Consider the following 12801-nt stretch of genomic DNA (forward strand, 5'->3'; position numbering starts at 1 on the left):
TCTCCTAGTGTTTGAGCATTTCGCCGCGAGCCTGCTCGGCGCGCGAGGCGCCAATGGCGGATTTCACTTGTTTGACTTCTTCAGGCGGCGGCAGCACGGCGGGCAGCCCCAACGATTCCACCCACAGTTCGCGCGACCAGCCCTGCGTGTGATACAGGTGATGCTCTTCGTCCAGCGCCACCGCGTCGTAGGCCTGCTTCAAGATGGCGGCTTCCTTGCCGGAATGCTGGTCGGCCAGCAGCCCGATCAGCGACCAGTTGGAATGGTCCTTGGTTTCGGCCAGCACCACGCATTCGGTCGCCACCAGCTGCGCGGCGTCGGGGTCACCGGCGTTGATGGCCATTTTCATGGCCTTGACCAGCGATTCCCCCAGGTGGCGCACCACCTCGCGGCCCGGCGTCTGCTGCGCGGGGTCAAGTCCCAGTTGTTCAAACACGGTCAAAAGCACACGTTGGTGCGTCCGCGTTTCTTCCAGGTATTCCTTCCACTCTTTCTTCAGGTCTTCATTCACGGCACAGGACACGGCGGTTTCATACACCGTCAAGCCGCCGATCTCGGTTTCCAGGGCCTGGTAAAGCAATTCGTTGATTTGTTTGGCATTTGCCGCTTTGCGTTTCATCAGGGGCTCCTTGTGTCCATGGGGATTCATGCCGGCCCCGGCCCGCGAGCGCGCACCTGCCAGCATGAAACGGTCCTTCAGCAAGCGCCGTGCCCATCCGACGCCACAACGCGCCACAACAGCGTCCCCGATTCGCTTAGAATTGGAACCATTCTCAATACAAGATCCTTGCCGGCCGGCTCGCGGCGGCAATCAACGATAAGAGGCTCCCTCTGAAATCCGGTTTTCGCCTGTCAATGGCCTGGCTGCACACCTGGGTCGGCCTATGGTTTTCATGGCTGCTGTACACGGTGTTCCTGACCGGTTCGCTAGCCCTTTTCGCCGAACCCATCACCCACTGGATGACGCCCGAGCACCAGGCCGCCGAAGCGGCGTCGGCGGCCCAGGCCAGCGCGCCGGTGGACCGCGCGCGCCGGCTGGATCTGGCGGTGGGCTACATGGCCAAGCATCACGCGGGCGCGGGCATGTGGGAGTTCTGGCCCGTTAACCGGGGCCATGACAACGGCTTGTCCGTCTACTGGTTCGACAAGAACGGCCTGTACGCCGACGCCGAGCTGGACCCCGAGACGGGCGCCGAGCTTGCCGATCACCACGACGACGAAGGCCGCGCCACGTTGGGCGGCACGCATTTCGTGAACTTCCACTACATGCTGCATGAAAGCCGCTTCGGCGTGTGGGTGGTGGCCTTTGCGACGATGGCGATGCTGGTGGCGCTGGTGTCGGGCGTGGTCACGCACAAGCGCATCTTCAAGGACTTTTTCACCTTCCGCGCCAAGAAGGGCCAGCGCTCGTGGCTGGACGCGCACAACGCGGTGGCGGTATTGACGCTGCCCTTTCAATTCATGATTGCGTACACCGGCATCGTGATATCCAGCGCGCAACTGATGCCCGCGCCGGTCGCCGCGCATTACGGCGCCGGCATGGATGCCATGCGCCTGTATCTGGCCGAAATGCAGGGCGAGGAAAAACCGGTGCGCACGGGTCAGGCCATGTCCATGCCGCCGCTGGAACCGATGGTGGCGCGCGCCGAAGCCATGATCGGCCAAAGCGCACGCGCCGTCGTCATCCAGAACCCCGAAGACACCTCGATGCGCATCGCCGTGTACGGCTGGAACGAAGCCGGCGACGCGCAGCGCAACATCAGCGCCACGACGGGCATGGTTGAATTCCAGGGCGCGACCGGGCAGGTGCTGCGCATGCGCCCGGCGGGCGGCGTCAACGGCGGCGCGCCCGCCATGGTGCGCCAGGTGATGAACGACCTGCACATGGCGCCGTTCGGCGGGTGGGCCATGAAGTGGCTGTACTTCGTGTGCGGGCTGGCCGGTGCCGCAATGATGGGCACGGGCGCCGTGCTGTTCATGGTGAAACGGCGCGCCAAGGCGGGCGATGAATTCGGCGCCGCCACGGCGCGCATGTACCGGCTGTTTGAAGGCATGAACGTGGCCGCGTTGGCCGGGCTGGCGGTGGCGTGCATCGGCTTCTTCTGGGCCAATCGGCTATTGCCCGTTGCACTGGAAAACCGCGCGCTGTGGGAACTGCGCTGCTTTTTCGGCTTGTGGGCGTTGATGTTGGCGCACGCGTGGCTGACTCGCCCGCGCGCCGCGTGGATCGCGCAGCTTGGCTTGCTGTCCGCCTTGTGCCTGTTGCTGCCGATGGTGTCGCTTGCCACGCTGGGCGACCACCCCGTGGCGCAGATCGGCCGTGGCGATTGGGAAAGCGCGGGCGTCGAGCTGACCGCCGTCGCCATTGGCGTACTATCCGCGTGGGCGGCGATCCGGTTGTGGAAGCAGCCGCACTCCGCGCCTGCCCAGCGCACCCCTCGCGCGAATCACAAGGCCGCGGCATGAACACGAACGACCTATTTGGCATTGCGATGGCATTGCTGTTGACCTATTCAGGCATGGCGTGCCTGAGCCTGGCCATGCCGCGCCACTATGACCAGGTGTGGGGACGCGACCCGTCGGCCGGCCACACCCGCGTGCTGCGCGGCGCCGGCGCGCTGTTGCTGGCGCTGGCGCTTCTGCCCTGCGTGGGTCTGTGGGGCAACACGGTCGGCGTGGTGGCGTGGTTGGGTTGGTTGTCCGCCGGCGCGTTGCTATGGGTCGGCATGCTGTCTTGGGCGCCGCGCCCCGCCGCCCGCACCGCCGCGCTGGCGATGGCCATTTCCCTGGCGGGCATCGGCATCGGCTTCTAAGGCCAGGCGCCCGCCCGCGCGATATTGCGATTTGCCCGTTGTCGCTTAGGCGTTTGACCCGTATCAATCCCGCCTGACATCGCGCCGCCTTGCAGCGCAAAAAACCGCTTGCTCCACCATATGTGGTGATAGAGTTTTGACACCCTACTACATATGGTGTCAGCGATGCTTCTTCAGCCCCCTCTCCCCCGCGACGTTCCGCCCGTGGCTTTCGACCGCGCCAAGCTGGTGGACGTGGAAAGCGCCATGGAGGAATACCTGGAACGGCGCGACTGGCGCGTCAACGCCAACGCCAATCAGGGATACAGCCTGGGCGGCCTGATCTTGAACGTGGCCGGCAAGGTCACGGCCAACTACTGGCTGTCGCACGTCTTCACGCCCGAGGCCGGACAGGCGCATCGCGACGGCGACATCCACATCCACGACCTGGACATGCTTAGCGGCTATTGCGCCGGCTGGTCGTTGCGCCAGTTGCTGACCGAAGGCTTCAACGGCGTACCCGGCAAGGTGGAATCCACGCCGCCCAAGCATATGTCGGCGGCCATCGGCCAGATCGTCAACTTTCTGGGCACGCTGCAAAACGAATGGGCGGGCGCGCAGGCGTTCAGTTCGTTCGACACCTACATGGCGCCCTTCATCCGCCGCGACGCGATGACCTACGCCGACGTCAAGCAGGCCATGCAGGAACTGATTTTCAACCTGAACGTGCCCAGCCGCTGGGGCACACAAACGCCCTTCACCAACCTGACCTTCGACTGGACTTGCCCGGCCGACCTGCAACAGCAAGTTCCCTACGTAGGCGGCGAGGAAATGCCGTTTTCCTACGGCGACCTGCAACACGAAATGGACATGATCAACCGCGCCTACATCGAAGTGATGATGGCCGGCGACGCCAAGGGGCGCGTGTTCACCTTCCCGATTCCCACCTACAACATCACCCCGGATTTCGACTGGGACCATCCCAACACCGACCGCCTGTTCGAGATGACGGCGCGCTACGGCCTGCCCTACTTCCAGAACTTCCTGAACTCCGACCTGGAACCGCATATGGTCCGGTCCATGTGCTGCCGCCTGCAACTGGATCTGCGCGAATTACTCAAGCGCGGCAACGGCTTGTTTGGGTCCGCCGAGCAGACCGGTTCAGTCGGCGTGGTGACGGTCAATTGCGCGCGGCTGGGCTACACCAGCCAAGGCGATGAAGACCGCTTGATGCAGCGCCTGGACACCCTGCTGGACCTGGGCCGCGACGTGCTGGAAACCAAGCGCGCCGTGGTGCAACGCTATATCGACGAAGGCCTGTATCCGTATACGCGCCGCTACCTGGGCACGCTGCGCAACCACTTCAGCACCTTGGGCGTGAACGGCATCAACGAGATGATCCGCAACTTCACCAACGGCGCGGACGACGTCACCACACCGGCCGGCCACGCGCTGGCCGTGCGATTGCTGGACCGCGTGCGCGCCCGCATGACCGAATTCCAGGAACAGACGGGGCACCTGTACAACCTGGAGGCCACGCCCGCGGAAGGCACCACTTACCGATTCGCGCGCGAAGACCGCAAGCGCTTTGCCGGCATCTTGCAGGCAGGCACCGACGCGCAGCCGTACTACACCAACTCCAGCCAGCTGCCCGTGGGCCATACCGACGACCCGTTTCATGCGCTGCAATTGCAAGAAACGCTGCAAGGCAAATACACCGGCGGCACCGTGCTGCATCTGTACATGAACGAGGCCGTCTCGTCGGCGCAGGCATGCAAGCAGCTGGTGCGCCGCGCGCTGTCGAATTTCCGGCTGCCGTACATCACCGTCACGCCCACGTTTTCCATCTGCCCCAACCACGGTTATCTGGCCGGGCACCACGAGTTTTGCCCCAAGTGCGACGCCGAACTGCTGGCCAGACAGGCCGCGTGCTGCGCGGGGGCTTGATGCTTGGTGCCTGATGCGCGATGTGTGATGTGTGATGCGTGATGCTTGATGCGTGATGCGTGATCGCCAGCTTTGATTGTCAACCTTTCCCCGATGCAAGGAGTTTCCCGATGCAAACCTTGACCCTGCCCGCCCGCGCCGCTGTTGTCACCGCCGCCAAGGCCGACGATCGCCCCGCCCTGTCGCTGGACGACAGCCAGCGCGTGCGCTGCGAAGTCTGGACCCGCGTAATGGGGTATCACCGCCCCGTTGCTTCCTTCAACACCGGCAAACAAGGCGAATTCAATGAACGCCGCTTCTTCGTCGAGCAACGCGCCTGAGGGCGCAGCGGAATACACCCAGCCCGGCACGCGCAGGCTGGCCGTCAGGCCGGCCTACTGCGCGCCGCCGCAACCGGTTGCCGAAGCCCTGCCCCGGCATGCGCCGGCCATCGGCGGCCTGGTGCCTTTTTCCAGCGTGGATTGGCCGGGGCAACTGGCGGCGGTGGTGTTCATTTCCGGTTGCCCGTGGCGCTGCCATTACTGCCACAACACCGAACTGCAAACCCGCACCGCTCGCTACGACTGGCGCGATGCGCGGTCGTTCCTGGAGAGCCGTGCGGGTCTGTTGGATGCGGTGGTGTTCTCGGGTGGCGAACCGCTATCGGAACCGCGCCTGCCATCATTGATCCGCGATGTGCGGCGCATGGGTTACCGCGTTGGGTTGCATACGGCCGGGATATATCCACTGCGTCTGGCCGACGTGTTGCGCCATCTGGATTGGGTGGGTCTGGACATCAAGGCCGATGCGCAAGGCTACGACGACATCACCGGCCGGCGCGATTCGCAACGCCCGGCGATGGCGTGCCTGACGCAGTTGCTGTCGGCCGGCAAAAGCTTTGAATGCCGCATCACCTGGCATCCCGATTGGCTGGACGAAACGCGGCTGCTGGCGCTGGCCGATGCGTTGGCCCGCCGTGGCGTGCGGCGCTTTGCCGTGCAGGCCGCGCGCAGTTCGCCGGGCACGCCGCCCGCGCGGGCGTTGACGACACGGGCGCAGGCGCGCATGAGGCAGCTGTTCGAGGACTTTGCGTATCGCTGACGCCACCTTGCCGCAACCTCATCGCAACCTCATTGCCACCTCATTGCCACCTCATCGCCGCGCCAACGCCGCCTCCAACGTCGCGTGAAAGCGCGGTGACCCGATCGCGCCCACATTGCACCGCGACCAGGGCGACACGGCCGTCGGGTCCACGCTGAACACGCGGCCCGGCGCCATGATGACCTTCTCGGGCATCAGCTCGGCGGCCAGCGTCAGCGTATCGTCCACGCCGGGAAACGCCGCCCACAAATACATCGATCGCGACGGCCGCGCGAACACCTGCGCGCCTAGTGAATCCAGCACTTGCAAGGCGTTGCCCGTGGCCGCTTCCAGCCGCTGGCGCAAGCGCGCAAGATGGCGTTCGTAATGCCCGTCGCGCAGCATCACGTCCACCATGCGCTCGCAATATTCCGAACTGCTGACGTGCACCAAGGCCTTCAGGTCGGCCAGGTCGCTGGCCAAGGCCGCGTTGCAGCCGATGAAGCCCACCCGCAACGCCGCGGAAAACGACTTTGAAAAGCTGCCGATGTAGATCGTGCGTTCCAACTGGTCCAGCGCCGACAGCCGCACGGCCGACGTCGGCTTGAAGTCCGCCAGCGCGTCGTTCTCGACGATCATCAGGTTGTGGCGCTCGGCCAGTTGCAGCACCTTGTACGCCTTGGCCAAAGAAATATCGGAACCGGTCGGGTTGTGCGCCAGCGACTGCGTAAAAAACAGGCGCGGCTTCTCGCGCTGCAACAAGGCTTCCAGGGCGGCCACATCGGGGCCGTCCGCCAGGCGCGGCACGCCCAACATGCGCACGCCCGCCAGCTTCAGCTTGCCGAACAAGGGGTAATAGCCCGGGTTGTCGACCAACACCGTACCGCCCGGCGGCACGAAGTAGCGGATCACCAGGTCCATGGCCTCGTTCGCGCCATGCGTCAGCACCAGCTGCGACGGCGCCACGTTCACCCCGACGTCGCCCAGCTTGCGCACCAGGCTTTCGCGCAGGGGCGCATAGCCAAACCGGCTGCCATAGCGGAACAAGGCGCCCAGCCCCGTGCGCACCACCTTCTGGTGATAGCGGTCCATGCGCATGTCGGCCAGCCATTCCACGGGCGGAAAGCCGTCGCCCGCCTGCACCGCATCGGGCTGCGTCTTGAGTTGTTCGCGCATCAGCCAGACGATGTCCATGGCGCGGCTCAACTGGCCCGGTTCTTCATCCGCCGCCTTGCGCGTGTAGCCGCCGTCCAGCACGAAAAAGCCGGAGCCCCGGCGCGGTTCCACCAGCCCCTGCGCCACCAGCATTTCAAACGCCACCACCACCGTGTTCTTGGCGTAGCGATGCAACTGCGATAGCTCGCGCAGCGACGGCAGCTTGTCGCCAGGCCGGTACACGCCATCGGCAATCTGCTGGCCGATCAGCTTGGCCAAACTTTCGGCAATGGGGGCCGCGCGCGGCCGTCTTCCAGTCATGGCTGAGTCTTCCATAGGTGCATTCTTGCGCCGGGCGCTACGCAAAATTGGTGCAGTGCGATGGTACTGTTTGGCAAAACTGTACCTCTCAATAGCGGTACAGTTTACCTAGAATCAGGCCACCTAATACCGATACGGAGACCTGCCATCGTGGCCGATTCACGCCTACCCAACTTCCGCGCACTGACCCCCGCCGACCGCCTTGGCGTCATTGCCAAAGCCGCATCGTTGACGCCCGGAGAACAGCAACTGCTGGCCCGGCCCGGCGCGCTGGCGCTGGACCGCGCCGACGGCATGATCGAAAACGTCATCGGCACGTTCGAACTGCCGATGGGTGTGGCCGGCAACTTCCAGGTCAACGGCCGCGACGTGCTGGTGCCCATGGCGGTTGAAGAGCCGTCGGTGGTGGCCGCGGCGTCGTACATGGCCAAGCTGGCGCGCGAGTGCGGCGGCTTTGAAACGTCCAGCACCCGCCCGTTGATGCGCGCCCAGGTCCAGGTGCTGGGCCTGACCGACCCGCACGGCGCGCGCCTGGCGCTGCTGCGCGAACGCGAGCGCATCCTGACGCTGGCCAACAGCCGCGACAAGGTGCTGATCGAGCTGGGCGGCGGCTGCCAGGACATAGACGTGCATGTGTTCGCCGACACACCGCGTGGCCCGATGATCGTGCTGCACCTGATCGTGGACGTGCGCGACGCCATGGGGGCCAACACCGTCAACACCATGGCCGAAGCCGTTGCCCCGCTGGTGGAAGCAATCACCGGCGGTTCGGTGCGACTGCGCATCCTGTCCAACCTGGCCGACCTTCGGCTGGCGCGCGCCCGCGTGCGCCTGACGCCCCAGGTGCTGGACACCAAGGAACGCAGCGGCGCCGAGATCATCGAAGGCGTGCTGGACGCCTACACGTTCGCCGCGGTGGACCCGTACCGCGCCGCGACGCACAACAAGGGAATCATGAACGGCATCGACCCGGTCATCGTCGCCACCGGCAACGACTGGCGCGCGGTGGAAGCCGGCGCGCATGCCTACGCCGCGCGTTCGGGCCGCTATACGTCGTTGACGCAATGGGAAAAAGACACGTCCGGCGCCTTGGTCGGCACCATCGAAATGCCCATGCCCGTGGGCCTGGTGGGCGGCGCGACCAAGACGCATCCGCTGGCGCGCCTGGCGTTGAAGATCATGGACGTGCGCTCGGCGGATGAGCTGGGCCAGGTGGCGGTGGCCGTGGGCTTGGCGCAGAATCTGGGCGCGCTGCGGGCCTTGGCCACCGAAGGCATTCAACGCGGCCACATGGCGCTGCACGCGCGCAACATCGCGCTGGTGGCAGGCGCGGTGGGCGCCGAGATCGACACCGTGGCCAAGCGCATGGCGGCGGAAAAAGACGTGCGCACCGACCGCGCGCTGGCCCTGCTGGAGGAATTGCGCAAGCAGTAAACGGCAGGCAGGAAGCACAAAGCCCTAAGCGATAAGCGATAAGCGAGAAGCGATGAGCAATGAGCAGTGAGCAATAAGCAGCGCACAGTCATAAGAACAGAGGCGTGCGCGGCCCCGACCGCGCCGCCCGCCCCCCCAACGGAGAGAGACATGGAACCACAATCGCCCGCGCCATCCTGGCGCCTGGCAGAGGTATGGAGCGACACCGTCGACCTGCGCCAATTGGCGTGGGCCATCGGCATTGGCATCGCCATCAGCGTGACCGGCTTTTTTGCCGCCAGCCGCTGGCTGCGCGGCATGGTGGCGTCGCCCGAACTGGCGCACGCCTACGCCATGCTGGCCGGCCTGGCCGGCTGCGTGATCGCGGGCGTGATCTGCGCCCGCCTGTTCCCGCCCAAGCGTGAAGTCATCGAACACACCTCGACGCACGACCCTGCCTGGCGCGCCGAAGTGCTGGCCGAACTGGCGGACCAGCCGGGCGGCCTGGGCTCGCTGGCCGACCTGCCCGAACCCGTCGTGCGCGAACTAAAAGAGCTGGGCCTGTACGACCTGTTCACCGAACCGCCGCCCCCGCCCACCACGACCGCCACGGTCTCCACCGCCGCTTCTCCCACCGCCTCGCCGCAAGGCTCGTCCAAGGAGGCGCTGGCATGAGCGACCCGATCCTGCTTGAACAAATCATGGTGGCTGCCGCCATGGGCCTCTTGGGCGCAGTGGTGTTCGCGGCCATCGGCCTGGTGTCCGGCACCGACGAAACCACCACGCTTGCCCCGCTGACCTTGCTGGTGGTGCTGCTGGGCGTGCCGCCCGCCGGCGTGTTCACCTTCTTTCTGGCCGGCGCCGTGGCCAAGCACATGACGCATGCCGTGCCCACCGCGCTGCTGGGCATCCCCGGCGACACGCTGGCAACACCTTTGCTGCAAGACGCGAACATGTTGCGCAAGCTGGGCGTGCCGCACATCGCGCTGCGCAAGATGGTGTCCGGCGCCATCGTGGCCGCCTTTGTGGCCGTGCCGCTGGCCGTGTTGTTCGCCGTGCTGCTGGCGCCGTTTGGCGCGGCCATCACCAAGTCGGCGCCGTGGATCTTCCTGGCCGCCGCCGTGCTGATCGCGTATTTCTCGGCAGGCCGCTGGGCGGCGGTCGCGCTGCTGGTGCCGTTCGTGGTGGTGATCATTGCCTTGCAAAGCCTGACGGCAAAGTACGGCGTCAAGCTCAGCATCAGCTACTTCCTGGGCATCGCCATCGGCCCGCTGATTGCCGACCTGTTCACCGTGATCTCGCCGATGGGCCGCGCGAAGATGATGCGCGAGAAGGTGCGCACGTTTTCGCTGGCGCCCGACGTCAAGGGCTGGTCGGGCTATTTCCCCAACCCGCTCAAGGTCATGGACCGCACGCAGACCCGCTGGACGCTGGCCACTGCCGCCATCTCCAGCGCCACGTTCGTGTTCAGCCCCGTGGCCATGACGGTGGTGCTGGGCGAGCTGGTGGGCTCGCGTATCAAGCACGCGTACCACCGGCTGACCACCGTGCTGTCCGCGCGCAATGGCGTCACCGAAGCCACCTACATCGCCGAAGCGCTGATTCCGCTGATCGCCTTCGGCCTGCCGCTCAGCCCCGTGGCGGCTGGGCCGGCCGCGCCGCTGTTCAACGCCCCGCCCCGCTTCACGGTGGACGCGGCCACCGGCCAGACGCACAACTTGCACAACCTGCTGAATCACTGGGAATTCCTGGGCTACGGCATGCTGGCCGTGCTGCTGGCGGCCGTGGTGTCATACCCGTTTGCCATGAACTTCGCGCGCCGCGCCGCGCTGTTCGTGTCGCGCCGCGTCAGCCACGAAGCCATCATCGCCACGTTCGTGGGCTTGATCATCGTGATCAGCATCTGGGAAGGCCAGTTCCTGGGCCTGCTGGTGATCCTGACGATGGGCCTGTTCGGCGGCTTGCTGTCGCGCCTGTTCGGCTTTAACACCGGCGTGCAGTTCATGGGTTACTACACGGCGGTGCTGTCGGTGCCGGCCATCGTGAAGTTGATGGCGTGATCTGGGGGGTCGGGGGATCGCGGGATCGAGGGATCGGCTAAGCGGCTGATCCCCCGAATCCCGAAATCGCTTCCCAGTCCGTCCCGCGTCCCAGCCTGCCCCGCGTCGCTGCCCGTACCCTTACGCCGGCAACGGCGCTTCAAGAATCGCCCCGGTTGCGGATTCCGTCATGACGACGGCGCCGCCATCGGGGCGTATTGCGACATTGGTCACCGTGCTGCCGGCAATCGGGCTTTTCAAGAAGTGGGTGACTTCGCCCCCCGCGTTCAGCACGAAGACGCCGCCCAGGCTGGCGTGCGCCACCAGCAAGCCACCCGCCGGCGTGCTGGCCAACCCGTCAGGCCCGCTGGTGCCGAAGAAGGTGCGAAACGCCCCCATCTTCGATAACGAGCCGTCGCGCATCAACGGGCCGCGCCACACCTGGTTGGCACGGGTTACGGCCACGAACAGCACCTGTTCATTCGCGTCCAGCGCAATCCCGTTCGGGCTGGGCGCATTGGCCAGCAGCAGGTCCAGGCGACCGCTGGCCGGATCATAGCGATACACGCGGCCATGCGGATCGTGCAACCCCGTCTGCCCCTGGTCGGTAAAGTACAGCCGGCCGGCGCGGTCAAACACCAGATCGTTCACGCCCTTGAAGGATTCGCTGTTGCGCTCGCCCAGCACGGTGTCGACCTGACCCGTGGCCGGATCGCATCGCAAAATGCCAAGCCGGTAGTCGGCCACCCACAGGCTGCCGTCGCGATGGCGCGCCAGGCCGTTGGGCCAGCCGCCCGTTTCGGCCACCACGCACCAGTCGTTGTCGCCATCCACGCGCAGGATGCGGCCATGTGGAATATCCGTTACGTACAACGCGCCGTCGGCGCCGAACACCGGCCCCTCAAGAAAGCAATCCACAATATGCCCCGCCTTGTTGGCGTCGGCCCACGCGCTGCGCCGAGGCAGCCGTAACGCGGCGGGCATGGCGGCGATAACGCGCGCTTCGATCACCACCGGCGGCGCGAAGTTCAGATTCCACATGCTGTCTTCCCCCTTGTCCGCATTATTCGGGCTTGATGCCCACGCGTTTGCCCACGTCGGCCCACAAGCGCACCTGGTCCTGCACATAGGCGCCAAATTGCGCCACGGGCAGGGACCGATGCCGGGCGCCCTGCCGCGCCATGTTTTCCTGCATGGCCGGCTCGCTCATCACCTGAGTCACCAGCTGGTTCATCTTGTTGACGATGGCCGGCGGCGTGCCTTTAGGCGCGGCCAGGCCAAACCAGTTCAGCACTTGATACGACGGCAGCCCCGCCTGCGCGAAGGTCGGCACGTCCGGCAACGCCGCCAGCCGCGTGGCGCCCGTAACGGCCAACGCGCGCACCCGGCCGCCCTGCACCGGCGGGATGGCCGTGGGCGCGGCCGTGATCAACAGGTCGATCTGCCCGGCCATCAGGTCGGACAACGCCGCGCCCGCGCCGCGATACGGAATGTGGGTCAGCGACACCTGCGCTTCGCTCTTGAACATCTCGGCGGCCAGGTGGGTGGAGCTGGCCTGCCCGCCCGACCCGTAGTTCAGCGTGCCGGGCGCCTTGCGGGCCTGCGCGATCAACGCGTCCATCGTTTTGTACGGGGACTTCTCGGGAACCAGCAGCACCAAGGGCGTTTCGATGATTTCACTAACGTGGACCAGGTCGTTCTGATAATCCCAAGGCAGCTTGGAAAACAGCAGCGGCAGCATCGTGTACGTGGTGTCGGTGACCAGGAACGTGCTGCCGTCGGGCGCGGACCGCGCCACTTCCTGCGTAGCGATAGTTCCCGACGCCCCGGTCTTGTTGTCCACGATGAAGGTCTTGCCGGTGGCCTCCGACAGCTTCTGCGCCACCTGCCGCGCGGCGTAGTCCGTCGTGCCGCCCGGGGAATAAGGAACGACCAGGCGCACGGGCTTGTCGGGCCAGTTGGCGGCGTCGTCGGCCGCGTGCGCCGGCACCCAGGCCAGCGCCGCCGCAACGGCGAGCAGCGCGCGGCGCACGGCGGCGCTGCGCGTGAAAAGCGTAGTCATGATGTTGTCTCCT

Annotated in this window: 11 protein-coding genes and 1 pseudogene; 8 read left to right on the top strand and 4 right to left on the bottom strand. The window is 65.8% G+C overall.

What is annotated here, in order from left to right:
* Window positions 1-4: 4 nt before the first annotated feature.
* Window positions 5-619 carry a hypothetical protein gene (locus KYT87_RS15575; RefSeq protein WP_046807359.1) on the bottom strand — a complete coding sequence of 205 codons (615 nt, stop codon included), beginning with the start codon at window positions 617-619 and terminating at the stop codon, window positions 5-7.
* Window positions 620-855: 236 nt separating this feature from the next.
* Between KYT87_RS15575 and KYT87_RS15580 the strand changes: the two genes are divergently transcribed.
* From KYT87_RS15580 to KYT87_RS15600, 5 genes and pseudogenes are all read left to right on the top strand, one after another.
* Window positions 856-2466, top strand: coding sequence for a PepSY domain-containing protein (locus tag KYT87_RS15580; protein WP_219990285.1), 1611 nt, complete (start codon window positions 856-858; stop codon window positions 2464-2466).
* Entirely contained in the window at window positions 2463-2813 is a 351-nt protein-coding gene (locus tag KYT87_RS15585; RefSeq protein ID WP_046807357.1) for a DUF3325 domain-containing protein, read from the top strand. The genes KYT87_RS15580 and KYT87_RS15585 overlap by 4 nt, the downstream gene beginning before the upstream one ends.
* Window positions 2814-3029: 216 nt before the next feature.
* Window positions 3030-4739, top strand: a pseudogene (locus KYT87_RS15590) (ribonucleoside triphosphate reductase); the annotation flags it as partial.
* Between the two features lie 110 nt (window positions 4740-4849).
* Window positions 4850-5059 carry an anaerobic ribonucleoside-triphosphate reductase gene (nrdD, locus tag KYT87_RS15595; RefSeq protein WP_104145227.1) on the top strand — a complete coding sequence of 70 codons (210 nt, stop codon included), beginning with the start codon at window positions 4850-4852 and terminating at the stop codon, window positions 5057-5059.
* The gene (locus KYT87_RS15600) at window positions 5025-5819 is read left to right on the top strand and encodes an anaerobic ribonucleoside-triphosphate reductase activating protein (protein WP_219990286.1); all 795 of its coding nucleotides are present in this window, start codon (window positions 5025-5027) and stop codon (window positions 5817-5819) included. The genes nrdD and KYT87_RS15600 overlap by 35 nt, the downstream gene beginning before the upstream one ends.
* Window positions 5820-5870: 51 nt before the next feature.
* Here the strand turns inward: KYT87_RS15600 and KYT87_RS15605 are convergent, their stop codons facing one another.
* Entirely contained in the window at window positions 5871-7274 is a 1404-nt protein-coding gene (locus KYT87_RS15605) for a PLP-dependent aminotransferase family protein (protein ID WP_046807355.1), read from the bottom strand.
* 147 nt (window positions 7275-7421) lie between these two features.
* Between KYT87_RS15605 and KYT87_RS15610 the strand changes: the two genes are divergently transcribed.
* From KYT87_RS15610 to KYT87_RS15620, 3 genes are all read left to right on the top strand, one after another.
* On the top strand, window positions 7422-8708 hold the full coding sequence (locus KYT87_RS15610) for a hydroxymethylglutaryl-CoA reductase, degradative (protein ID WP_219992687.1): 1287 nt from the start codon (window positions 7422-7424) through the stop codon (window positions 8706-8708).
* 150 nt (window positions 8709-8858) lie between these two features.
* On the top strand, window positions 8859-9362 hold the full coding sequence (locus KYT87_RS15615; protein ID WP_104145230.1) for a hypothetical protein: 504 nt from the start codon (window positions 8859-8861) through the stop codon (window positions 9360-9362).
* On the top strand, window positions 9359-10747 hold the full coding sequence (locus KYT87_RS15620) for a tripartite tricarboxylate transporter permease (RefSeq protein ID WP_046807353.1): 1389 nt from the start codon (window positions 9359-9361) through the stop codon (window positions 10745-10747). Before KYT87_RS15615 ends, KYT87_RS15620 begins: the two co-directional genes overlap by 4 nt.
* Window positions 10748-10867: 120 nt before the next feature.
* On the opposite strand, the gene KYT87_RS15625 is transcribed toward KYT87_RS15620, so the two are convergent.
* Together KYT87_RS15625 and KYT87_RS15630 are read right to left on the bottom strand one after the other, a co-directional pair.
* On the bottom strand, window positions 10868-11767 hold the full coding sequence (locus tag KYT87_RS15625) for an SMP-30/gluconolactonase/LRE family protein (protein ID WP_219990287.1): 900 nt from the start codon (window positions 11765-11767) through the stop codon (window positions 10868-10870).
* Between the two features lie 22 nt (window positions 11768-11789).
* Window positions 11790-12788 (bottom strand): tripartite tricarboxylate transporter substrate binding protein, encoded by a 999-nt coding sequence (locus KYT87_RS15630; protein WP_219990288.1) that lies wholly within the window; start codon window positions 12786-12788, stop codon window positions 11790-11792.
* Window positions 12789-12801 lie beyond the last annotated feature (13 nt).

The organism is Achromobacter sp. ES-001, assembly GCF_019448355.1.
Lineage (GTDB): Bacteria > Pseudomonadota > Gammaproteobacteria > Burkholderiales > Burkholderiaceae_B > Achromobacter > Achromobacter spanius_B.